The sequence below is a fragment of the Streptococcus mitis genome (assembly GCF_008763935.1).
Taxonomy (GTDB): domain Bacteria; phylum Bacillota; class Bacilli; order Lactobacillales; family Streptococcaceae; genus Streptococcus; species Streptococcus mitis_DB.
Map to the genome: position 1 here is coordinate 15,895 of NZ_VTQF01000008.1, position 22,825 is coordinate 38,719.

Below are 22,825 nucleotides of genomic sequence, written 5' to 3' on the forward strand. Positions count from 1 at the left end.
TCCCCTTAGTTAGAAGCCATTTTATCAGGATCTGTACTCATGATATCAAACAATTGTGTACCTTGAGGAATCTTATTTTTAAAGGGAACAACAACTGAACCAGCTTTTATCAGTCCAGCACCTTTTTCCGGATTGACTAGGTATTTTTCAAGTTCCTTTGACAAACCTAAGAGTTGAACCAATTCTTCTCGGTCATTTTTTGCTTGCTTGAGGAGAATCATAAATTCACTATTGGCAATAATTCGTCTACCATTTGGATCTAACAATAAGGTTTCAACATTTTGGGTTATCCCAGTCGGACTAGCTCCATATTTTCTGACACGACTCCACAATTTAAAGAAGAAATCACTGGCATATTTATCTAATAAGAGAAGCTGCATTTCATCAAAATAAATCCAGGTCTTCTTCCCTAATTTTTGGTTCCGAACGACACGATTCCATATCTGATCAAACACTACCATGAGAGCGATTTGTTTCAGCTCATCTCCTAACTTTTTAACATTATAGATTAAGAAGTTAGATCCTGTCTGAATATTGGTCTTATGAGAAAAAATATCAAGAGAACCTTCGACATACAGTTCCATATCAAGTGCCAAATTCTGCGCTTCTTCTTCTGGCTGTTGACTCAAGACAAAAACCCATTCTTCCAAAGAAGGCTCTTTAAATGACTGATAGGTGAGTCTGGTAACTCGGTCGATAATCGATTTTTCTCTCCCATCCATTTTCCTATCCAATAACTTGCCGATAAAGGATAAAAGAAATTCTGATTTTACCTTAACAGGATCCTCATCCATATTTTCATCAGACAAGTCAAGGACATTGAGATAGGTTTGGGAATCTGGCGCAATATCAATCATTTCCCCACCAAAAGCCCGTCCAATAACACTGTACTCTGCTTCTGGATCCACAATGATAATTTCAGTATTTTCACCAGATTCCTTGATTTTGGTCGTGATAATCTCATGCTTGGTTGCCATCCCTTTCCCAGCTCCAGATGTCCCTAAAATCAGACCAGACGGTGTATTTAATAGGCTGCGATCAATGGTAATAATATTGCTTGAGATTTGATTGATACCGTAATATTTCCCACTGCGGTCTTGTAAGTCTACTGAAGTCCAAGGTGAGTTCACTGCTACATTAGATGTTAATAAACTCCGTGATACTCCCTCTAAAAAATCACAACCAAATGGCAGCAAACTATTAAAGGCTGCTTCTTGCATATATGGAAGTTTATCAATCATTAGGTCATTTGAGCCGGCCACTTGTTGGATCGTGTCTAGCGCTTGTTTAAGTTCTTCTTCATTCTGACCAAAGACCCCAATCAAGAAGACTGTTTGAAATAGTTTATCTCCTGTCTCTGTCATGGTTTTTAAGAGTTCCTCAGCTTCATCGATATTGCTTTCTAATACATGACCTACTTTTTCCAAATAGATACCTGTACGGGCTAGTTTTTGTTGTTCCCCAATCTTTTGGGATTCCATCAATGTCTTCTTTGTTCGTAGTTTCTTCATGGCATCTGCCTTGGTCGAACTTTGAGCATGAAGGCTCACAATCAATTCCAAATCTCCTTGCATGAGGTCTCGAATAAACTGATCACCTAATTCCATACCGTAGTCTCTCACATAGACAATCTGCAATAATCGGTCATTGATTTGTAGGTAATTCTTGTTTTTAAAATCCAAGAGATTAGGCGCTATGAAGTGACGAGTTGTCTGACCAGATCTCGTTAAATCACGGTAAGAAAAAGGAAGATGGTGTTCTCCTCTAAGCATATCTGCCAACAAGTTCACACGGTTTTCTCCAGCCAAGGATTCAAAGCGAGCATCAATTTCTGAGAAACCACTCTTGAAATATTCTCCTATTTGGGACAAGGAACGATAGGCTTGTTTTGGATTAGTATCCTTTCTACCAAAGCTAATCAGTTTCACAGCTGAAAAATTATTTTCACCACTGTCTAAATTCTGATTCATCATCCGATTCAATTCTTTACGATAGCTATCATATCCATCTTCTTTTTCCTCATACAAAACACTTTGTCTAAACTTTTCTAAATTCAATCTTTTATTAAAGATAGTCAATTGGAAGTTAGTTTGGTCATCTAGGGAGTTAATCAAATCAGAATACTTCTCAATGATTGCCCCCTTGTCTTCTAAACCAACAGTCTGGTAATTGACATCACCAAGTAAATAGCTTTGTGAGAAATAATCTTCTTTTACCTGCATCAGACCATTTTGATACAGGGCTTGATAGGAAAGAGTATTAGCCGTTGATGGTAACACTTCCTCTTTTTTATCTTTAACTTTTTCCTTTTTATTAGTCATTGAAGTTTTTTGTTTCTTTAATGTATTTGATTTTCTTTTCATGTTCAGGTCCTTTCTTTCCTGTAATTGTGCGTAGGGGAACCGTTAATTCAAAATGAAGACGGTATTTCAAATAATGTTCAAAATATAAATCATTGGGTTTATAGACTCCAAAGAGCATGAGGGGAATGGTAAAGGCAAACACAAAACCGTAAACAAACCAATCTCCAAATTGCCAGAAAAAGAGATTCAAGCCCAAAACAATAATTGTGACAATAAAGGCTGGTAAAACAAAGATGATTTGCCTTGTGGTAAAACCTAACCAAGCCCTGTGTTGGTATTTTGAGATGTCTTTAAAGACACGTGTATTCATGACTTTCCTTTCTAAAAAGGCTAAGAAGCAATCACTTCCTAGCCTTTATCTAATTACATACCTAAGATTGAGCGAGCCGTACGTTGAGAACCAACGAGGGCAATAATCAGTAAGATAGCTTGTATTAAACTACCAAACATAATCGCAAGTGATTGCAAGACTCCTGCACCATTTGAAACAGCTATTTTCCCAGCAGATTCAAACAAAGGAACAAGAGAAACAATCAGAAAAATAAGAACCCCTTGTACCGCATAGACCATAATATTTTTTAAATAGCCAATACCAATAGACTTCCACTCATCGCTTAAAAATGTTGGAATCGTAAGAGGGGCAAATGGGATCATAAGGTAGAGTTGAATAAATCGAATAGATACCAAAAGATTGACCATGGCTGCACTTACTATCCGAACAAGCCAAATGAGGAGGGCGAAAAATCCCACAATCATCCGGCCAATAAATCCTGAACCTTTTAATCCAGAGATGGTATCATACTTCGCCCCACCGTGAGCCACAATCGAGGCCACTTGTTCAATGGCGTGACTCGCAATCCCGATGATAGCTTCTACAATAACGGTAGTATTGGTAATGACCACTGCGACCATAATATAACTAATCAACATCGGCGCTAATGCTTCAAAGGTCATCGCTCCACCTGAGTTAGCAATTTTCTTTGCCATCTTCGAAAATTCTAGGATGAGAACAACTGATAAAATCGCAACTCCAAGAGGCTGCATGACACTTTTAGTAATACTAGACATATAAGTCCAAACTGTTGGATTGTAGCTAGATAGGGATTTAATCAGATCTACCGTAGATTGTAAATCCACATTAAATCCTTCAAATAAATTTTCAGCTGATATTTTTTCAGATGCAAGGTAAACAAAGTGTGAGACTAAACTAAGATTCATGTCATTGTTTATCCTCCTAAATTGAAATCTGGGTTACAAAGGCTCCAGCAGCCCCGACCATAACACCACCGACAATTTCCAGAATGGCATTCCGAACACCTGGTCCACCATCTTTAATGTTGGTTGCAAGGTTGACAATCCCCACAACAACGAGAAAGGCACCAACCGCAATCAATCCCTTCTGTAACAAAGACATAGCTTGTGCAAACATAGCACTTGCGTCTACTCCATAAACAAAACCTTTAAAATGCGTAATCATCTATTTCCTCTTTTCTATTTTTATTTTAAACTAGATTCAAAAGTTAAATCACGAATTCTAAGGCCTTCAAGATGGTTTTCTTGTCTTTGATTTAAAGGATTGATCTGATAGTTCCACCACCGTTCATCGGTTTCTTGATTGGCTAAAAACTTCCAGTTTGGATGCTTGATGGAATTGTATTTTTTGCTTTTAAAGACAGGCATATTGGCAATTCGAACCAGGCATTCATGCCGTTTCATATTTCCGACTTCATCAGGTGTCATTAAATCACGAGCAATCTTTTGATGAGAAAGGGATCCTGAACCTGTCTGGCCAAAGGAACGACTGGTATTTCGAACATCAATGGTTTGTTTACCGAGTAATCCACTCATAAATTTAAAGGTATCTTCATCATTCCCACCTAAATAGACTAAGCTATCACAGTTCCCCAAAATGGTTTTCCAAGCTTCTTTTTCTTTATAGAGCCCTTGAAGTTGGGCAATATTTTGTAGAATAGGAACGAGACTCATATTACGAGAGCGGACCGTTGAGGTTTGTTCAGCAAAATCTGGAATTTCTCCGATATTTGCGAATTCATCTAAGTAGACTCTCACATGAAGAGGCAATTGACCCTTAAAATCAATATCTGCTTGTCTTGTTAGGGTTTGAAATACGGTTGAAAAAAAGAGGGCTGAAAGAAAGCGAAAGGTACTATCGTTATCTGGGATAACTAGGTAAACCATTGATTTTTCCTGACCCCATGTCTTCATATCAAGGGTATCTCTTTTGGTCAAATCCATAACACTTTGAATATTGAAGAGGGCAAATTTAGCAGTGGTTACAGCAACAACAGAATCCAGAGTCTTATCCTTATAATTTTGGAAATCTGCCCAATTTCGCATGGTAAAATTTTCAGTCCCATACTTTTTAGCATAATTTTCAAATAGAATTTCTAAGACACTTTTTTCTTGGTTTTCACCCTTGGATAAGTGTTTAATGAGTTTTGAGATTTCAGCAAAACTTGGATAACGCCCTCGTTTTTTTCGCTCTTCCACTTCTTTTTTTTGACGTTTCAACAAGTTTTGGTATTCTTTTTGACTTAAACGACTTTCTTCTATGAGCTGTTCTCTTGTTTTAGGTGGGTTATAGAAATCGACCAAGTAGGAGGCTAAAGCTCGAACCAAAGTCATAGAAGCTTCATCCCAAAATGGATCACTACGAGATCCAGAGCCTTTGGTGTTATTAAAATAAACCGTCAGCATACGATTCAAATCATTTTCTGTCTCTATATAGCGAAAAGGATTGAAGCCATCTGAGTTCTTCATATTGACTAAATCTAACACCTTTACTTGGTAGCCATGTTCTAAAAAGAGTTTGCCTGTTTTCTCGGCCAAGTGATCTTTAGGATCCACGACAATATTTGAACTATTCATCTGAATTAGATTGGGTTTTACAAAGCGAAAGGTCTTCCCACTTCCTGAACCTCCGATCACTGCAATATTCTTATTTCTATCATATTGGGGTGGTTTTTTATCTAATAATGTCAAACGAACATCCTGTGCTAATATCGTATCATGAGAAAATTCTTTACCGTAAAAGAGCTTCTTTTCTTTTAGAGTTCCAAAACGGGCGCTCCCGTATTCTACCCCTTCTCGGTATTGTTTTTTGCCAGTCTCTAAATAGAGATAAACCAGCAACATCATCACAAAACCTAGTAGAAAAAAAGCACTTGATTTTCCAGTAAAAGAAATATTCCATGGCGACTGAAGAACTTCATCTTGACCTTCCATCAGAAGATGAGTCCATTTATCTAAGGTATTTCCAGTATAGGAATCATACAAAAGCGTCAAACGATGAAAAAGATAGCCTAGTAAGATACCTAACAGTGAGAATAGTAGGAATTTCTTTCCACTGTACATCATCTCACCATCTCTTTCTGTTTGACGGCTCCTTCTTGTCTAAAGGTAATTTGGGATTTAGCCTCATCAATTGCATCGTCTAATGACTTATCCATGGTAAAATCAGCTAATTTCTCCGGATCATTAACCATTTTTTCTAAAAGATGGTCTAAATGATTGTCCAGAATCGAACGGTCTTTCGTGTAGAAATGCAGAGAATCCCCTTGCCAAGCGATGGCTAAAGGAATCTCTTCTTTTTCTAAAAAGGCTTTAAATTTCTCTATATCAATTGGTTTGTCTAAAAAATCTTTTTTCAGATTAATCGTATCAATCGAATAAGGAGATTGTAGCAATTCTTCTAATTTCTGTACCCCTATCTTATAGGCGGAATCCTGTGCTAAAGCCTGACGTCTAGACCATTCTAGAATCTTTAAGAGACTTCTTACAGTAAATAAAAGACTACGCTCTGCATATTGAACTGCCATTCGTTCCTGTTGTTCAGAGGACATCTGATGCCTCCTTCTTAACAAATAGCAGCTTTCCTTCTTTATAACGATAAGCTATCAATTTCTGACGTTGCTTAATCGACTTGACAACCTGCAGTAGATCTCTCGAATAAGGTTCTCGAAGAGTAACTTCTACTGCTTTCCCATCAACGATACCAACACGTTTAAATTCAATGTAGTCTTTTTTGAGATGTCCTAAGCCCATACCAAAAGGAAAGTGATGAATCAATTGGATGGTACAACCACCTTTATTTCCCATTTGTTTCAAATCATACAAGTTTACTACCTTCATGATTAACTCCTTTATCTAGTTTGTCGCATCGTTTAAGTCTGGTAACGATAAACTCCGTGTCTGTTAGAAAATTCTCACACACGTCTTGTGCCAGTCGCCCTTCACAGGGAAATACTCTCAGTCCCTACTTACACAGGCACGCTAATCAAGACGGAGTGGATTCAATTTTCAAAGAACAGGTAGCTTTATTATAGATAAGAGTAGTTGAAATTTTTATCACATTTTTGAGGTTGTTGGAATAATAAGGTAAGTGCTAATTTCTAGCTCTTCTCAAAACACCGTACGTACCTTCTATGTTTTATGAACAGTAGCTATCATTTACATTTTCAAACTACCATTCTATCAAACTAAAAGTCAAAATATACGCCTCTACTTCGAGAGATACTTATTTAATGGTTCAGCAATTCGCTCTACTTCCGTTACAGAAATTTCATCACTATGACTTCTAATGATTTGTTATTAGTTCACTTTGAGGGGCTTGCTCATGAAACCAAACAGCGTAAGTCGTAAAAGAAAAAAGCAGTACAAGATTGAACTGCTTTTACGGATTCAGATAAAATAACTTTAAAATATAGAAGATATCTATTGACTGTAACTATAATTGATTTAAATTTATAACTTCATCTGCTTGATTCCAAATATCGGAATTATGAGTTGCAATGATGATTAGACGATTTTCATTTTTTATATCTAATAATAATTTCATAATTCCTTGTGAAGTCGTAGGATCGAGCGATGCAGTCAACTCATCCGCAAGTATTAATGGTGGATTTTTAAGAATGATTTTCGCTAAAACAACACGTTGTGCTTCACCGCCAGACAATTCATATATCTTTTGTTCCAGATGAATATGAGTTAGACCAACTCTTGCTAATACATCTTTTTTTAACTTATCTTTTTCTATATAATTACATTTAAGATTTACTAATCCTAAATCTAGATTAGTAGAAACATTTTCATTATCTAACAAACCAAAATTTTGAAAAAGATATCCTGATACTGTCAATAAAAAAGCTTAGAAAGGCTTAAAGCCTTATCCAAGCTGATATTTGTTCATCTAATTAATAATCTAAATAAAGGATCTACTTCACTTTCATAATACGAACTAAATTGGCTCTTTCTGCCTCCTCTAGTTTCAATTCTATATAATGAATAGTTTCCGACAAGTTTGGAATAATCGAGTATTCTAAACCATTTACACGTCTACGTGTTTTTTCTATTTCATCAGCCATTAACTGACACGTTTTTTCAACTTCTGCCAGTCTTAGTAATTTATCAATTAAACTATTCATTGTAGCAAATACATCATCCATTTCACTATTAGAAGATAAATAGCTGTATTCACTGTTCTCATTTTGAGAAGTAATATTCATATGCATTCTAGGAACTGTTACACTCATGATATTTTCTTTCTCAACAAATAATTCAATTTCTTTCGATGGAATTGAAAATAATTCCTCCACCATTTGAGAATTCTTTAATGATTTAGCAACTGCAAAGGATTTTAGATTATCAATTAGATAACTTTCTACTTCTTTCCGAAGTTGATTATTCTCACGAATCAAAGAAATAAATCGCCTCATCAATTCATCTCTTTTATCCTTTAATAACTTATGTCCACGTTCAGCTGTTTTCAAACGTTCCTTTAAGTTATTCAATTCCATACGAGTTGGTTTTACATTCAAACGTACCATCGATAATCACTCCATTTCCGGATTAAACTTCTACCAAAGGTAAGTATTTATCAAGCAAATCATCTTTGATACGTTTTAACTCTGTTCTAGGAAGAATTGATAGTAATTCCCACCCAAGATTCAACGTATCTTCTATATTTCGATTTTTATAAAATCCTTGGTTTATGTACTCTTCTTCAAAACGCTTTGTAAACCTCACATACAATTTATCTACATCAGATAAAGCCGATTCTCCTAATACTACTGCTAACTCTTCAACCTTTTTCCCTTGGGCATAGGCTGCAAACAGTTGATTCATAGTTGGAGCATGATCTCCACGAGTTTTACCTTCTCCAGATCCCTTATCTTTTAATCGAGAGAGAGAAGGTAAAACATTGATTGGTGGACGATAACCTTGATTATACAACTCATGCGACAAAATAATTTGCCCTTCAGTAATGTATCCAGTTAAATCAGGAATTGGATGTGTTATGTCATCTTCTGGCATTGTTAAAATAGGAATCTGTGTCACCGAACCTTTTTTACCAACTAAGCGACCAGCCCTTTCGTATAGAGTTGATAAATTTGTATATAAATATCCCGGATAGCCTCGTCTCCCTGGAACTTCACGGCGAGCTGCCGAGACTTCACGTAACGCTTCACAATAGTTAGTCATATCCGTCATGATAACTAGAACGTGCATATCTTTTTCAAAAGCTAGATACTCTGCCGCAGTTAAAGCAATGCGGGGAGTTGCAATACGCTCAATTGCAGGATCATTTGCCAAGTTCATAAATAAAACCGAACGATCGATTGCTCCTGTTTTTCTGAGTTCTTCCATAAAAAACTCAGCTTCTTCAAAAGTAATACCCATTGCTGCAAATACAACCGCAAAATTTTCATCAGAATTTAAAACAGTCGCTTGTCTTGCTATCTGAGCAGCTAATTCATTATGAGGTAAGCCCGAACCTGAAAATACTGGTAATTTTTGACCACGTACAAGAGTATTCAAATGATCAATAGAGGAGATCCCTGTCTGAATAAATTCATCTGGATAATCTCTAGATACAGGATTAATAGCTTGACCATCAATATCTAAATATTTCTCTGGAATTAAATCTGGTCCACCATCAATTGGTTTTCCCATCCCATTAAAAATACGACCAACCATATCCTCAGATACAGCCAATTCTAATGCATGACCAGCAAAACGAATTTTAGACTTTTCTAAATTTATTCCACTAGATCCTTCAAAAAGCTGAACCATTGCTTTATCTTCGTGGATTTCTAAAACTTGTCCACGACGAATTTCTCCATTATGAAGTTGAATTTCAACTAACTCATTGTAAGACACATTATTTACTTGTTCAACAATCATAAGAGGCCCAACAACTTCACTGGCAGTTCTGTATTCTTTTATAACACTCATTTATAGACCTCCTGTTTCTAATATCAAATGAATTTGATGTGTAATCTCATTTGATATAATTTTGATTTCATCTAATCTATCTTCTGAAACATATTTACTTCTCGCCATACGGTCTCGAACTGCCACGGTACCTTCCATAATCTCTGTAAAGTAAGAACCCAACTCTAAAGCATGATTTGCCTGATCAGCAAAAGTTAGGATATTACTTAGCATTGCTTCTTGTTTTGCAAACGAAGTGAATGTATCTACCGAATCAAAAGCATTCTGTTGCAAATAATCTTCTCGAATTTGTTTAGCAATTTCCATCGTTAGTCGTTCATTATCAGACAGAGAATCAATTCCAACAAGACGAACAATTTCCTCTAAACTAGATTCCCGTTGTAAGTAGTTCATCGCACGAGTTATTTTACTATTCCAATCTGTCTTCTCTTTACCATCTATATAAGTGCCCACACTGTCTTTATATAGTGAATAAGATGTAAGCCAGTTAATTGCAGGAAAATGACGTCGCTGTGCCAACGGAGCATCAAGCCCCCAAAAAACTTTCACAATCCGTAAAGTGTTTTGAGTAACTGGTTCTGAAATATCTCCACCAGGTGGCGATACAGCTCCAATAGCAGTAATCGTTCCTTCACGTTCTGGAAGCCCTAGAACCTGAGAACGTCCTGCTCTTTCATAATATTCAGCGATACGACTTCCCAGATAAGCAGGATAACCCTCATCACCAGGCATTTCTTCTAGACGTCCTGACATTTCACGTAGCGCTTCTGCCCAACGTGAAGTTGAATCAGCCATAATGGCTACAGAGTAGCCCATATCACGAAAATACTCAGCCATGGTAATTCCTGTATAAATTGAAGCCTCACGAGCAGCAACAGGCATATTTGAAGTATTAGCAATCAGAACTGTCCGTTGCATAATTGATTGTCCGGTATTAGGGTCAATCAACTCAGGAAACTCATTCAGTACATCCGTCATTTCATTTCCACGTTCTCCACAACCAACATAAATAACAATATCAACATTGGCAAATTTAGCTACTTGGTGTTGTACAACTGTCTTTCCTGCTCCAAACGGTCCAGGAACTGCTGCAGCTCCCCCTTTGGTTACTGGAAAGAATGTATCAATAACTCGTTGACCTGTGATTAATGGTTCTTCTGGAATTAAACGTTTAGAAACAGGACGCGCCTTGCGGACAGGCCATTTTTGCATAAGCGTTCCTTTATAGAAACTACCGTCCAATTTTTTTATTTCATATACAACTTCATCAATTGTAAAATCGCCAGATGAAATAGAAACGACTTCTCCAGATACTCCATAAGGAACCATAATTTTATGATTAACTACCTCGGTTTCCTTGACAGTTCCAAGAATATCACCCGTACTCACTTTTTGACCAATTGCTATAGTGGAATCAAAATGCCACTTAATATCTCTATCCAAACTTGGAACTTCTACCCCACGAACTAGAAAATCATTATGAGTAGCCAATTTAAATCGATCTAATGGGCGTTGTATGCCATCAAACATTTGAGAAATCAATCCTGGCCCTAATTCAACCGAGAGAGGTTCTCCAGTTGTAACAACAGGTTCTCCCGGACCAAGACCAGATGTTTCTTCATAGACTTGGATAGATGCCTGATCTCTTCTCATTTCAATAATTTCACCGATTAACCCTAGCTTACCTACACGGCAAATATCTTGAATATTAGCCTCCTGCATACCTGATGCAATAACTAGAGGTCCCGATACTTTTATAATCTTCCCTTGAGTCAAAGTTATTCTCCTTACTAAGTCCAAAAATTATAGAATAATATTACAGACAATTTTGTACATTATTATAAAATATTGTGTCCTACTGCTTTCTCTACATTATCCTCTATACGTTTTAATCCTAAATTTAAACCTTGTTTATGAGTCGGTAATAAAATAATAGCAGGCACAACTTGAGAATCATAATGGCGAATTGTATCTAATATCATTGAAGCAATGTCTTCAGTGATATAAATGACACCATAATCAGATTGAGCTAATTTTCTTAGAGTATTTATAGCTTCTTGTTCTTGATAGGCAGGAAATATATCAAACCCAATCATGCTAAAGGGTAAAATAATATCATGGCTACCAATTATGCCAATTTTATACTTATTAGCTTCCATAATGCGGGCGTATCCTTTCTTTTATTGATTCAAAAGGAATTGTATTTTGAAGAGCTGATATGATCATTCTAAGATTCTTTACTTCAAACTCACATCCCAATAAATATCTAGCAAGAACTAACGGCCCATCTACATTATACCTTCCTTGATCTAAAGTTTTATACAATAGTAAATCACATAAAAATTCTAACTCAGAAGATGAAATTGTTGCGTCCTGCATCTTCAATTCGTAAGTTGAAAAGATTGAATCTAAGCTTAGATTTATTTTATTGAACCACACAAATATTTCTTGATTTTCTACAATGTATATAAATTCTTTAGCAGAAATACTTCCTTCATCTGAAAGTAATTGTAAAATATCCCCATGACTCTTATTTTGAGATAAACCACGTTTTACAGTAATAATATTATAAAAGTCAATCATTGCAACAATAACCTGAGACAGCACCCCACCTAACTCATTAGATAAAAGTTTCAGATGTTTAAAATATGCTAGATCAGCTCCGACATCAAGTACACGAATATTTTTAAAAGTTTCATACTCATTCCAAATTGATTCTACTTCATGAACCATAAAATCAGGAAGTGTATCTGAATGTAAGGAAGAAACTAAATGTTTTAAACTTTCTATATCAAAAATCCCTATTGGAATTAATAATTTAGAAAAATCTTTCTTAATTGCCGCCTTAGATTTTAATAAAACTTTGATATTATGATAAACATATCGTAAAGCAAATAAAGTCACAATTTTATCAGACGGACTTTCAGCATAGGCCCATCTATAATCATTGACTAATTTTGTCATTAGCGAAATCTCTGTCTGACTAGGATTTTCTAAAACGTCAATCGATAAATGATAGGGAGTTGCTTCTAAGATAAATGCCAATGTCTCCGTATCTTTGGATTGTATAATTTTTTGAAATTTTTCTTCTGTAATAAAATCGTTTTCTTTTACCGAAATCGTCGTATTTATTTTTGAAAAAAGATTAGTATCCATAAAATACCTTTCTAATTTTATTGGAATACTCCAAATTTCTAAGAAGGATTAACCAATTTCATCCTTAATTGATAAAAATTTGATTTGCGATACTTGAACTTTCTTCCTTAGAAATCGAACCAATTAATGTTTTATACAAATAGTTATCATCAATTTTACCTGTTGAAATAAGTAAGCCTGATTCATTCGAGATAGGCTGTTCACTAAATAAATGATTTGGAAAAGAGAATTTCAATTTCTCTAATTGTTCCAAATTGAATTTAGCTAAAGTCCGCTCCCCAAAAGTTACTATGACCTCTTGTTGTGAATATCGTTCCAGAATTCGATAGATGAACTCCATTTCTTTATCTGCATTCCAAGATTCCATTTCTATTAAAGCAGATTGAAAAAGTTCTTTTAATATTTGCTGTTTTGATACTAACGTTGATTGGCGTTCCTTATTTTTTAATTGTTGAAAAATTATTTGATATTTCTGCTGTAAATCTTTTAACTTTCGTTCATGTTCAGCTTCTTTTTTCTTTACAATGACCGACTTTTGCATTTCAAATTCATCATCAATCTTCTTTTTGGAATCCAATAATTTCATACGCCCTTTTTCATGAGCTTGTTCAATAACAGATTCTCGTAAGTTTTCTAAATTGCTCATTTAGACACCTCCTTTGAATAGCAAATTAATTTCTTATACACGAAGGGTCAAAATGAATGATACGACAAAGGCAAGAATTGCATAGGTTTCTACCATGGCAGCCAAAATTGCTCCCTTCATGAATTCTTTTGGTCTTTTAGCCAAGATTTGCATTCCCGCTACTGCTACATTTCCTTGATGCTTAGCCGAAAAGTATCCTACAATAGCAATTGGAAGAGCTACAAAGAAATAAGCAACGCCTTTTTCCAAAGGAAGTTCTGGAGTTAATTGCAACCAAATCAAAATTCCAATAACAAAACCATATAATCCTTGTGTTCCGGGCAGTAGTTGTAATATCAAAGCTGAGGCAAATTTTTCTGGCTGTTCTTTCAGTAAAGCTGCGGCAGATTGCCCAGCCTTACCAACTCCATAAGCAGACCCCATACCGCTTAATCCAACCGCCAATACAATTCCCAATGCAGCGAAGAAAGCTCCTCCATAGGTTGAAAAATAAGTTGCTAAATGTTCCATTATATATATCCTCCATTAATTCTTTGTAATAACCTTAATATATTTCTCAGAAGCCTTCAAAGGTTGAAATGGTTTTCCTCCACCCTCATAAAACTTACCAAAAAATTCAACAAATATCAGACGTGCTCCATGAACATATCCTGATAGTAACGATAGAAAAATATTGATCGCATGTAAAAGAATGAATAATACTAATCCAATTGTCAGTTTAGCCAATGTCCCCGGAAACAAACCAACAATTAAATTGAAAGCTGATGCTATACTTGCTCCAGATAATCCTAATGCCATCAATCGAGTGAAACTAACTAAATCACCTATATAAGATGAAATATTATATAGGTTAAACAATCCTGATCCAATACCTGACAAGCTTTTAGCTTGAATAATAGAAACAATCAAAATCCCCACAGCATTAAAAATAGATACCCATTTCCCTAATACAAATAACGGTCTAATATCAGGCATCAACATTCCGACAGCAATAAATAACAAGCCAAGCAGAATAACACACCACGCAAATCCTGAATTATATGCTTCTGCATATTTCTTCATTCTTACTTTTTGTAGTCCTGAAGCTAACAAACCTACAAATACTGTAATAAATCCAAACACAACTGACACTACTAATATAGTCATGACATCCGAGGTTGTAGATATCAGATGAAATGGCAACTCATATCCAAAAAATGAGCCATAGATTCCACCCCAAATTGCAACGGCTACCCCTAATATATTAAAGAATTTTAAAAATCTCTTAGTTACTGAAGGTAGATGAAAAATTTTTAATGCTAACATTGTTCCTAAAAACAATAGTAAACCATAGCCTAAATCAGCAACCATCATTCCAAAAAATGTAAAGTAAAATGGTGCTAATACAGGTGTAGGATCTTTCTCATAATATTTGGGCAGAGCATACATTTCTGTCAATAATTCAAATGGTTCAATTAAAGAGTGATTCGTTAATTTGATAGGTATTTCATCTTGATTATCCGACAATGTTTCCGATTCATAAATATAAATAGAATGTCCAAAACGCTCATCCATAACTTTTATAAAATATAAAATACGAGTTTCTTCTATCCATCCTTCTAATGCAACTAGATGCGGAGTGCTCAAAAGATTATTCTTAGAGATTTGACGAGCATAGATAGATAAAATATAGTCTATTTGCCATTGTAAATCTATCAAATTTTTCTTTGAATCTTGCAACGATGCGATAATATTCTCTTTTTCAGTTATTAACTGCATGTTTTCTTGATCCAAATCTACTACTCGCTGCTTCGGTAATTCCTTTCCAGAATAATCAAATGGTTCAAATAAGTATTCATCAAAATCAATAGAGCAACTGGACTGATAGAAAACAACAACACCGTGCTCTCTATCATTAGAAAATATTTCTTGAACTTCAATATTGTTTTCTAAAAAACTATTGTATATGCGATTATCTACAGTCCTTGGAATTGTTCCGACTTTTCCTTTACAGAAAGAAAATTGTTCTAAATGAGCAGGAATAATTTCTAATTTTTCCCACTTTATTAATCTCTCTATTTCCTCATTATTACTTTGAATGTGTCTTTCTAATTCATGAACTCTATTAATTTGATGATTCACTTTTTTAAGAACACCCTCAGCAACATTAGCTTTACCAAATTTTTCTAATTCTTCAAAAGAGGTCGTTATCGGAGGTTGCTGCAATAATTTAAACGTGTTTTCTTTCGGTAGGTATTCTTGTAATTTCTCTACAGTTGCTTCTAAATGTTGTTGTTGATTCATCAAATAAGTCAAGGCATCATTTCCTTCAATAACCCCATGATTGGAATTAGAAGTATGAGAAATTTGAATAGTTGGAAATATAACCTCATCTTTTTCTAGAGCTTCTGACCAGTTATCCTGAACCTTTAAATCACGGAACTGCACTGACTCTAGTTCTTGAATAGTTTTTAAAACATCATCAAGACTACTTTTAGAAAATAGTAGAGAAATTCTTTTCATCTGACTAATAGCCATATTTTTCTACCACCCTACCTATAATTTTTTCTACAAATTCTCCTCTCCTACTTGATGAAATATACTGAATCTTTGCATCATTTTCCTTGATTGTTTTATTAACCTCATCAATAAGATTCTGTTGTTTCATTTCTAAATTGCTTTCTATTGAAACTAATTCTTCATGACTTTTTTCATCATAACTTTTTTCTAGTTTTTCCAATTCTTCTTGAGAAACAACTTTATAAGTATAAATCTCATTATCATATGATTTTATAATATCGGTTGCAACATTCTCAATATCTTGCATTGTCGAAAATACAGAGTTAGTCATTGTGACACCTCCTTATCTTTCATACTATTTATTAGAAATTCTATCTAAGAAATTTTTTACAGCTCCTATACGACCAGCTTCATTTCCTAATGTAGCTGCCACAAGTTTTTTAGGTAAAAACCTATTATCCATTGCATTTTTAGCTAAAGAACTTTGAATTTCAGGTAACAAAATATCCTTACTATCCATAATCCCACCTCCTAATATGAGAATTTCTGGATTAAGTAGATAAGAAATCGTTAATAAACCTTTTGTTAGATTTTCTACAAAAATTTCAAAAGTTTCTTCAGCGACTTTATCTCCAGATCTTAAATCAGTAAAGAAAGTACGTCCAGTTTGATTAGTTTTCAAGCTCTTTTTTTGATATAAATGAATCAATGCGGTTGTTGAGGCTTTGCTTTGCCAATCCGAATTACCTACAGGAATATAGCCTACTTCACCAGCAGTATAGTTAAATCCGTTAACAATTTGTCCATTGAAAATAATACTGCCTCCTATACCCGTTCCAATAGTAACCATTACCACATTTTTCTTATCTTTGGCTTGTCCCTTCCACAATTCACCTAATGCAGCACAATTAACATCATTTTCAACAAAAGTAGACAACCCAAAACGTTTTTCTATTTCGGAAGTAAAGTTTACTCCGATATACCCAGGTATTGTATAGCCTGCATAGATGATTTCTCCTGTATTAGCATTAACAACTCCAGCAGTGGAAATCCCAACACCATCAATTGAATGATTTAAAATATACTCACCAATTAAATCACAGACCTGACTTAATATCTGATTCGTTCCCAAATCATAGTCAATAATTGTTTCTATCTCTTTGAAATGATTTAAACTCGTTCCAAACTCATCGTATAAATCTGCCTTAATTGTTGTTCCGCCAATATCGATACCTATAATCTTCATTTCAACACTCCCACATTTTTTATCTCATTACTTTTTGATAAAAAATGGGACTGGGCATTATCCCAGTCCCATCTCTATTTCTTTATTCAATGAGTTGTATCACAGAACTTTAGAAATTATATAATGACAAGAATTTACTATTCTGTTTGACAATAGTTAAGCATTTGTGATTTCTGAAAGACTTACTTTTCGATCTTCTTTAACTGATAAAGTACATGCATCAGCGGTAGCGATTGATTCTAAAGCAGCTACACCATTGAGAAGTTTTTCATATTCTTCTGTAATTTCTCCACCTTTAATGATGTCATGTAGATATTCCATTTCTTTATCAATACATGTTTGTAACCATAATGGGCAACGTACTCCTGGTTTACCGTACGCAATTGCTCCATCCATACCACGACCGGTATAGATAGCTGTACGGTCATCATCTTCCTCTTGAGTTTCATGTACTAAGAAGTGTGATTCTCCTTCACCTTTAACACGAAGAGTACCTCCAGTATTGAATAAGTCAAGTTTGATAGCTCCTTCAGTTCCTTGAATCAAGACGTAGTGTTCACCCCAACGGAAAGCATTACCATATTCCAAAACAGCATAACGATCATCAGAGTATTCTAGGTTTACAATGAGCATATCATCTTCATCACCAAAGTTTTCACCTTTATGATATACATTACCTCCTACCATTGTCGCTTTTTCAGGAAGTCCTCCCATGATGAACTGAATGCAATCTAATTCATGAATATGGTGGTACAAATGTCCTCCAGATTGAGAACGAAGTTTCTTCCATGATACAGTTGGTTGTTGTTCTTCCCAACCTGTACGAGCGGCATGGCAATAAAGAACTTTACCGATTTTACCTTGAGTAATCAATTCTTTAGCATGGTGTACACCATTAAAGAAGTTCATGATGTGACCAGCCATAAAGATAACATTATTTTCTTTACATGCGTCAACCATGGCTTTACAATCTTCATAAGACAATGCAATTGGCTTTTCACAAAATACGTGTTTGCCATGTTGAGCAGCTTTCACAACAGGTTCACGGTGAAGGTAGCTAGGTGAAGCTACGATCACACAATCAATATCTTCACGTGCTACAAGTTCATCTAAACTTGCACAAACATCTGATCCCAACTCTTGAGCAACTTCTTCTCCATGATTTGGGTCAAAAACCGCAACCACTTTTGCATCTTCAATTTTGTTCATTGAACGAGCCAAATCAGCTCCAAAATATCCAGCTCCAACAATACCGTAATTTACCATAATTTTTATCCTCTTTCAATATATTTAAATTTCAGCTTTAATTCTTTTTCAAATCTTCAATCTTAAATGTTATATATGGTACAACATTTTTCATATGAAGTTCATTACGAGACCATGAATCAAATTTTTCAAACATCAATCCAATTTCATGATTTGGTAACTCTGTCAATGTTGAATATGAGTATCCATAGTTACTATAATCAACATCGTGATGATAACGCCAATCAATTGTATTATCATCATTAATTAGACCAATCGAAATTTGTCCGTGTTTACGACCATTTGTGGAGTTTGGAGTACTTAAAATGACAGCCTTTTTACCATCAATCAATTGACTATAATTGATGATTGATAATTGTGTTCCATAACTTGGATTTGAAACAAATTTCAAATATTCCGGCGCACTCCAAGTAGTACCTGCGTCTTTACTTGTTAAATATGCAATTTTACCATTATTTGTACGCATGTATGCTTGAATTACTCCTGGACTCAATTCTACAAATTGTGCTTCTGCTGACCAACTAGAAGGAAGTGGCACAACTTTAACTTTCCAAGACGCTCCATTATCGTCACTATAAATGAATGCAGACTCTTTACCAGTGTAAGACGGAATAAGAATACGTCCAGTTGAGCTTTCAATGATTCCACGTCCAGGACCCAAATAAGGCGCATTCCGATTAAGTCCCATTATAGGAGGTAATAAAGTTGGTGCAGACCAAGATTCGCCATGATCATTGCTAGAAATATATGCAATATAGTTCGTTGGCACTACTTTGAATAATGCATCTTTGTAGAAGATATTCATATGGACTTTAGTCCCATTACGATATTCAGTCTTTTTATTATTTTCAAATGAAACCGAATATTGCTCTACCGTCAAATAATTACCATTTTGTTTAATACCGAAATTTTTATCTACTGAAAATTCAGTTGGTCTGTTGGTACGATCATCGTATACAGTACCATTCTCACGAATAGTATAATTATAATCAGTATCACCTTGTTTCTTTAATTTAAGGTAATAATTACCATCAATTTGTTTATAACCTGAATCTTTTCTAGTAGCTTCTCTAAAACTTACTCCAGCAGGCATAACATCAGCAAACATGAGTACTTGTTTATTATTTTTTTCAACAATAACAGAGTCAATATAGGTTGCACCACCGCTGATTTGTAAGTCACGTCCACCAACATCACGAGGCCATTCTAATGGTACTGGCGCAAAATCATCGAATGCCAATGTTAATTTTGGTTTAGTCCATGTCTTACCATTATCATCACTATAACTTGTAGCAATATTAATTTTATTCAAGAAATCATGAGTTCCACCGTAACGAGCGTCAATGCTTGAAAAAACCCGACCATTGCTAAAAGTATACAGAACTGGAATACGGAAATAGTTAGAACCTGTTGTATCATTAGCCGTATAAATTAAATGTCCAGTAACAGCGTTTGTTGTCATCTTTTTAACAGTTTCTTCATCCAATGCACTATTAAAGAATTTGATATTTTCTAGTGTTCCGTTAAAACCAAACGCCGTTTTTCCTGCACGTTTCACTCCCCCAAGCATATAGTAATCAATACCTTTAATATCCTTGATGCTTAGGAAGTTATCCACTTTCTTTTCTACTACTTTTGTACCATTAGCATATAAAGAATATGTTTTTTTGACTGAATCTGCTACTACTGCAACAGTGTTAGTCACAGCCTCTTGTTTGTACTTACCCCAAACTGAAGCAGGTCTGGATACTAGGTGATTTTTATTGGAAGAAGTATCACGCGCTTCCATTCCCAATTCACCATTGTCTCTAAGGAACACATCTACATAACTATTTTGTTGACCGGGTTGAGAATTAGATATTCCAAACAAAGCTTGTAAACCTTTCTCACTAGACTGATTGTACTTAATCACTACAGTAAAGTCACCGCTAGTAAGTTTATCCTTTAACTCATTAGTAACATTTTCTCCGCCCCCTGTTAAAGTAACATTATTTTTTTCTAAGACAGGAGTTTCTTCCGCTGTAGAAGATGGATCCTTAACAGTAGTTTCGACTGTTCGAGGTTGTACAGTAACTTCCGAAGAATTATCCGATTTAGGTTGTACTCCCGAAATCGCATCCGCTGTGGAAGATTGATCCTTAACACTAGTTTCAACTGTTCGAGGTTGTACAGTAACTTCCGAAGAGTTACCCGATTTATGTTGTACTTCCGAAATCGAAGTCGTTGGTGAAACAGGTTGCACCAACTCTGGTGTTGATACTTCAGAAGTTTCAGTCTCCTGAGCTGAAACTGAGTTAGCAACAAATGCTGATAATACCACTACAGTACCTAAGGTTACATATTGTTTAATATTTTTTTTCATTTTATTTTTCCTCATTTAAAACTTTGATAACAAGTTTTTTAACAGTTTCATCATTGCAATGAATCTTTGGTTGGTGAAGATCTTCTTCAAAAGTCACCAACATATTCCCTGGAAGCAATTCAACAATTTGATAGTCTTTGCTATCGTAAAAAGCAATATCCTTCTCTTCGCTAAAAGGTACACGTGACTGAGCACGAACTGGGGAAGTTACTGCCATTTTTTCTGTATTTTCAACAACAATATGAATATCTAAATATTTCTTATGAGTTTCAAAAATATCTCCTGGAACTCCATCAGCTAGATAAGTCATACAATTTGCAAAAACATTTTCCCCATCAATATCAATTTTTCCATCAACTAAATCTGTCAAATTTGTATTTTCTAAAAAATCACAGACTTTTGAAAAATGTTTATTGACAGAAGCATATCGTCTAAAATCAGATTGTTCAGAAATAATCATATTATTTTCTCTTTTCTATTAGTGACTAGTGACGAACTTCCCAACTTGAATCCGCTTTAATTTCTGAAATATCATGAATCGTTGTATATTTAGGTGCAGATACTTTATTTTCAGTAAGAACAGATACAATATAACCTGACACTACTGATACAGAAATTGAAATCAATGAATATGCCCAGTAGCTAACAGCTGTTGGAGGAAGGAAGTATTTAATAAATACCATAACGATGGTTGATACAATCAGCGCTGCATAAGCACCTTGTTTATTTGCTTTTTTAGAAACAAAACCAAGAATGAATACACCACCAAGTAGACCAAGTACAAGTCCCATGAAACTATTGAACCATTCGTATGCAGATTTAATATCTGAATGAGCCATGATAATGGAAACAACAATTGAGAATAAACCTACTGCTAGAGATACGAATTGTGCAATTTTCGTACGACGATCGTCTGACATATTTTTAGAAATGACATCTTGAATATCCAATGTCCATGAAGTTGCAACAGAGTTCAAACCTGTTGAAATAGTTGATTGAGCTGCTGCATAAATCGCTGCCAAGATCAAACCTGTGACACCTACTGGTAACTGGTATGCAATAAAGTACATAAAGATTTGGTCTTGAGGGATATTGCTAGCTGCACTACCTGCATTTTGTACTTGATAGAATACGTACAAGCCTGTACCGATCAAGTAAAAGACTGTTGCAGTTGCAAGTGACAAGACACCATTTGTGAACAACATTTTATTAAGTTTCTTAATATTTTGTGTTGTAGTAAAACGTTGAACCAAATCTTGAGATGAAGCATAGGAAGACAAGATTGTAAAGCCTGAACCCATCACAATTAAGAAGATGGAGTTTGAAAGCAAGTTAGGATCGAAAAGTTTTTCATTTGCAGCAAGGAATTTCCCGTTTGCTAATGTTTCTGCTACTGCACCAAAGCCACCTTTAATATTAGCCATCAGTACAAATAAAGCTACAACGACACCACTAATCAGAACCACACCTTGAATAAAGTCTGTCCATAATACGGATTTTAGACCACCAGTATAAGAATAAACAATTGCAATTGCACCCATCAAAATAATCAAAATATTGATGTCAATTCCTGTCAATACTGATAAACCAGCTGATGGGAGGTACATAATGATAGACATACGTCCCAATTGATAAATAATAAACAAGAGTGCTGAAATAATACGAAGTGCTTTAGAATTAAAACGTTTATCCAAGTAATCATATGCCGTATCGATGTCTATCCGTGCAAAGATAGGTAAGATAAAACGAATTGTCAGTGGAATAGCTACAACCATCCCTAATTGAGCAAACCATAAAATCCAGCTACCTGCATAAGAGTTACCAGCGAGTCCCAAGAAGGAAATCGGACTGAGCATTGTGGCAAAAATGGATACCGAAGTAACATACCAAGGAACCGAACCATCTCCTTTAAAGAACTCTTTTCCTTTCATCTCTTTTTTAGAGAAATAGATACCCGCAACCAACACCGCAAGTAAATAAACAATCAAGATAATTAAGTCAATTATTGTAAATCCTGTTGTGCTCATAACATA

The 22,825-nt window shown here is 35.1% G+C and carries 21 protein-coding genes and 1 pseudogene; all 22 read right to left on the bottom strand.

Annotated elements, in window-relative coordinates; genetic code table 11:
- Positions 1–5: 5 nt before the first annotated feature.
- On the bottom strand, positions 6–2,363 hold the full coding sequence (locus F9B91_RS09735; RefSeq protein WP_191962440.1) for a VirB4-like conjugal transfer ATPase, CD1110 family: 2,358 nt from the start codon (positions 2,361–2,363) through the stop codon (positions 6–8).
- Positions 2,314–2,673 (bottom strand): PrgI family protein, encoded by a 360-nt coding sequence (locus F9B91_RS09740; RefSeq protein WP_001097589.1) that lies wholly within the window; start codon positions 2,671–2,673, stop codon positions 2,314–2,316. The genes F9B91_RS09735 and F9B91_RS09740 overlap by 50 nt, the downstream gene beginning before the upstream one ends.
- A gap of 53 nt (positions 2,674–2,726) precedes the next feature.
- Positions 2,727–3,581, bottom strand: coding sequence for a conjugal transfer protein TrbL (locus F9B91_RS09745; protein WP_150923185.1), 855 nt, complete (start codon positions 3,579–3,581; stop codon positions 2,727–2,729).
- A gap of 16 nt (positions 3,582–3,597) precedes the next feature.
- Positions 3,598–3,840: a hypothetical protein gene (locus F9B91_RS09750; protein ID WP_000627865.1), complete on the bottom strand. Its 243-nt coding sequence runs from the start codon at positions 3,838–3,840 to the stop codon at positions 3,598–3,600.
- 20 nt (positions 3,841–3,860) lie between these two features.
- Positions 3,861–5,738, bottom strand: coding sequence for a VirD4-like conjugal transfer protein, CD1115 family (locus F9B91_RS09755; RefSeq protein ID WP_150923212.1), 1,878 nt, complete (start codon positions 5,736–5,738; stop codon positions 3,861–3,863).
- Positions 5,738–6,226 carry a hypothetical protein gene (locus F9B91_RS09760; protein WP_000093687.1) on the bottom strand — a complete coding sequence of 163 codons (489 nt, stop codon included), beginning with the start codon at positions 6,224–6,226 and terminating at the stop codon, positions 5,738–5,740. The genes F9B91_RS09755 and F9B91_RS09760 overlap by 1 nt, the downstream gene beginning before the upstream one ends.
- Complete coding sequence (locus tag F9B91_RS09765) at positions 6,216–6,515, bottom strand: hypothetical protein (protein ID WP_000869763.1); 300 nt, start codon at positions 6,513–6,515, stop codon at positions 6,216–6,218. Before F9B91_RS09765 ends, F9B91_RS09760 begins: the two co-directional genes overlap by 11 nt.
- A gap of 595 nt (positions 6,516–7,110) precedes the next feature.
- Positions 7,111–7,509: pseudogene (locus F9B91_RS09770) on the bottom strand (ATP-binding cassette domain-containing protein); the annotation flags it as partial.
- A gap of 88 nt (positions 7,510–7,597) precedes the next feature.
- On the bottom strand, positions 7,598–8,209 hold the full coding sequence (locus F9B91_RS09775; RefSeq protein WP_000251932.1) for a V-type ATP synthase subunit D: 612 nt from the start codon (positions 8,207–8,209) through the stop codon (positions 7,598–7,600).
- A 22-nt stretch (positions 8,210–8,231) separates the two neighbouring features.
- Complete coding sequence (locus F9B91_RS09780; protein ID WP_000111248.1) at positions 8,232–9,617, bottom strand: V-type ATP synthase subunit B; 1,386 nt, start codon at positions 9,615–9,617, stop codon at positions 8,232–8,234.
- Complete coding sequence (locus F9B91_RS09785) at positions 9,618–11,393, bottom strand: V-type ATP synthase subunit A (RefSeq protein ID WP_024058020.1); 1,776 nt, start codon at positions 11,391–11,393, stop codon at positions 9,618–9,620.
- 62 nt (positions 11,394–11,455) lie between these two features.
- Positions 11,456–11,776, bottom strand: coding sequence for a V-type ATP synthase subunit F (locus F9B91_RS09790; RefSeq protein ID WP_000387939.1), 321 nt, complete (start codon positions 11,774–11,776; stop codon positions 11,456–11,458).
- Complete coding sequence (locus F9B91_RS09795; RefSeq protein ID WP_024058021.1) at positions 11,766–12,773, bottom strand: V-type ATPase subunit; 1,008 nt, start codon at positions 12,771–12,773, stop codon at positions 11,766–11,768. Before F9B91_RS09795 ends, F9B91_RS09790 begins: the two co-directional genes overlap by 11 nt.
- A gap of 64 nt (positions 12,774–12,837) precedes the next feature.
- Positions 12,838–13,419: a hypothetical protein gene (locus F9B91_RS09800; RefSeq protein WP_150923187.1), complete on the bottom strand. Its 582-nt coding sequence runs from the start codon at positions 13,417–13,419 to the stop codon at positions 12,838–12,840.
- A gap of 33 nt (positions 13,420–13,452) precedes the next feature.
- Positions 13,453–13,929, bottom strand: a complete 477-nt coding sequence (locus F9B91_RS09805; protein ID WP_000400484.1) for a V-type ATP synthase subunit K — start codon at positions 13,927–13,929, stop codon at positions 13,453–13,455.
- 15 nt (positions 13,930–13,944) lie between these two features.
- Positions 13,945–15,936, bottom strand: a complete 1,992-nt coding sequence (locus F9B91_RS09810) for a V-type ATP synthase subunit I (protein WP_150923188.1) — start codon at positions 15,934–15,936, stop codon at positions 13,945–13,947.
- Complete coding sequence (locus F9B91_RS09815) at positions 15,926–16,249, bottom strand: hypothetical protein (RefSeq protein ID WP_150923189.1); 324 nt, start codon at positions 16,247–16,249, stop codon at positions 15,926–15,928. Before F9B91_RS09815 ends, F9B91_RS09810 begins: the two co-directional genes overlap by 11 nt.
- A gap of 24 nt (positions 16,250–16,273) precedes the next feature.
- Positions 16,274–17,164 (bottom strand): ROK family protein, encoded by an 891-nt coding sequence (locus F9B91_RS09820; protein ID WP_150923190.1) that lies wholly within the window; start codon positions 17,162–17,164, stop codon positions 16,274–16,276.
- Between the two features lie 156 nt (positions 17,165–17,320).
- Positions 17,321–18,430: a Gfo/Idh/MocA family protein gene (locus F9B91_RS09825; protein ID WP_000248712.1), complete on the bottom strand. Its 1,110-nt coding sequence runs from the start codon at positions 18,428–18,430 to the stop codon at positions 17,321–17,323.
- A gap of 37 nt (positions 18,431–18,467) precedes the next feature.
- The gene (locus tag F9B91_RS09830) at positions 18,468–20,792 is read right to left on the bottom strand and encodes a sialidase family protein (RefSeq protein ID WP_150923191.1); all 2,325 of its coding nucleotides are present in this window, start codon (positions 20,790–20,792) and stop codon (positions 18,468–18,470) included.
- A 1-nt stretch (position 20,793) separates the two neighbouring features.
- Positions 20,794–21,252: a YhcH/YjgK/YiaL family protein gene (locus tag F9B91_RS09835; protein ID WP_000587140.1), complete on the bottom strand. Its 459-nt coding sequence runs from the start codon at positions 21,250–21,252 to the stop codon at positions 20,794–20,796.
- A gap of 25 nt (positions 21,253–21,277) precedes the next feature.
- Positions 21,278–22,819 carry a sodium:solute symporter gene (locus tag F9B91_RS09840; protein WP_024058028.1) on the bottom strand — a complete coding sequence of 514 codons (1,542 nt, stop codon included), beginning with the start codon at positions 22,817–22,819 and terminating at the stop codon, positions 21,278–21,280.
- Positions 22,820–22,825 lie beyond the last annotated feature (6 nt).

Bases quoted from the DNA above. Each gene is read 5' to 3' on its own strand.
- F9B91_RS09820 (WP_150923190.1), bottom strand. From the start codon at position 17,164: ATGAAGATTATAGGTATCGATATTGGCGGAACAACAATTAAGGCAGAT.
- F9B91_RS09800 (WP_150923187.1), bottom strand. From the start codon at position 13,419: ATGAGCAATTTAGAAAACTTACGAGAATCTGTTATTGAACAAGCTCAT.
- F9B91_RS09735 (WP_191962440.1), bottom strand. From the start codon at position 2,363: ATGAAAAGAAAATCAAATACATTAAAGAAACAAAAAACTTCAATGACT.
- F9B91_RS09825 (WP_000248712.1), bottom strand. From the start codon at position 18,430: ATGGTAAATTACGGTATTGTTGGAGCTGGATATTTTGGAGCTGATTTG.
- F9B91_RS09840 (WP_024058028.1), bottom strand. From the start codon at position 22,819: ATGAGCACAACAGGATTTACAATAATTGACTTAATTATCTTGATTGTT.
- F9B91_RS09815 (WP_150923189.1), bottom strand. From the start codon at position 16,249: ATGACTAACTCTGTATTTTCGACAATGCAAGATATTGAGAATGTTGCA.
- F9B91_RS09755 (WP_150923212.1), bottom strand. From the start codon at position 5,738: ATGTACAGTGGAAAGAAATTCCTACTATTCTCACTGTTAGGTATCTTA.
- F9B91_RS09780 (WP_000111248.1), bottom strand. From the start codon at position 9,617: ATGAGTGTTATAAAAGAATACAGAACTGCCAGTGAAGTTGTTGGGCCT.
- F9B91_RS09750 (WP_000627865.1), bottom strand. From the start codon at position 3,840: ATGATTACGCATTTTAAAGGTTTTGTTTATGGAGTAGACGCAAGTGCT.
- F9B91_RS09795 (WP_024058021.1), bottom strand. From the start codon at position 12,773: ATGGATACTAATCTTTTTTCAAAAATAAATACGACGATTTCGGTAAAA.
- F9B91_RS09790 (WP_000387939.1), bottom strand. From the start codon at position 11,776: ATGGAAGCTAATAAGTATAAAATTGGCATAATTGGTAGCCATGATATT.
- F9B91_RS09775 (WP_000251932.1), bottom strand. From the start codon at position 8,209: ATGGTACGTTTGAATGTAAAACCAACTCGTATGGAATTGAATAACTTA.
- F9B91_RS09810 (WP_150923188.1), bottom strand. From the start codon at position 15,936: ATGGCTATTAGTCAGATGAAAAGAATTTCTCTACTATTTTCTAAAAGT.
- F9B91_RS09745 (WP_150923185.1), bottom strand. From the start codon at position 3,581: ATGAATCTTAGTTTAGTCTCACACTTTGTTTACCTTGCATCTGAAAAA.
- F9B91_RS09765 (WP_000869763.1), bottom strand. From the start codon at position 6,515: ATGAAGGTAGTAAACTTGTATGATTTGAAACAAATGGGAAATAAAGGT.
- F9B91_RS09805 (WP_000400484.1), bottom strand. From the start codon at position 13,929: ATGGAACATTTAGCAACTTATTTTTCAACCTATGGAGGAGCTTTCTTC.
- F9B91_RS09835 (WP_000587140.1), bottom strand. From the start codon at position 21,252: ATGATTATTTCTGAACAATCTGATTTTAGACGATATGCTTCTGTCAAT.
- F9B91_RS09740 (WP_001097589.1), bottom strand. From the start codon at position 2,673: ATGAATACACGTGTCTTTAAAGACATCTCAAAATACCAACACAGGGCT.
- F9B91_RS09760 (WP_000093687.1), bottom strand. From the start codon at position 6,226: ATGTCCTCTGAACAACAGGAACGAATGGCAGTTCAATATGCAGAGCGT.
- F9B91_RS09830 (WP_150923191.1), bottom strand. From the start codon at position 20,792: ATGAAAAAAAATATTAAACAATATGTAACCTTAGGTACTGTAGTGGTA.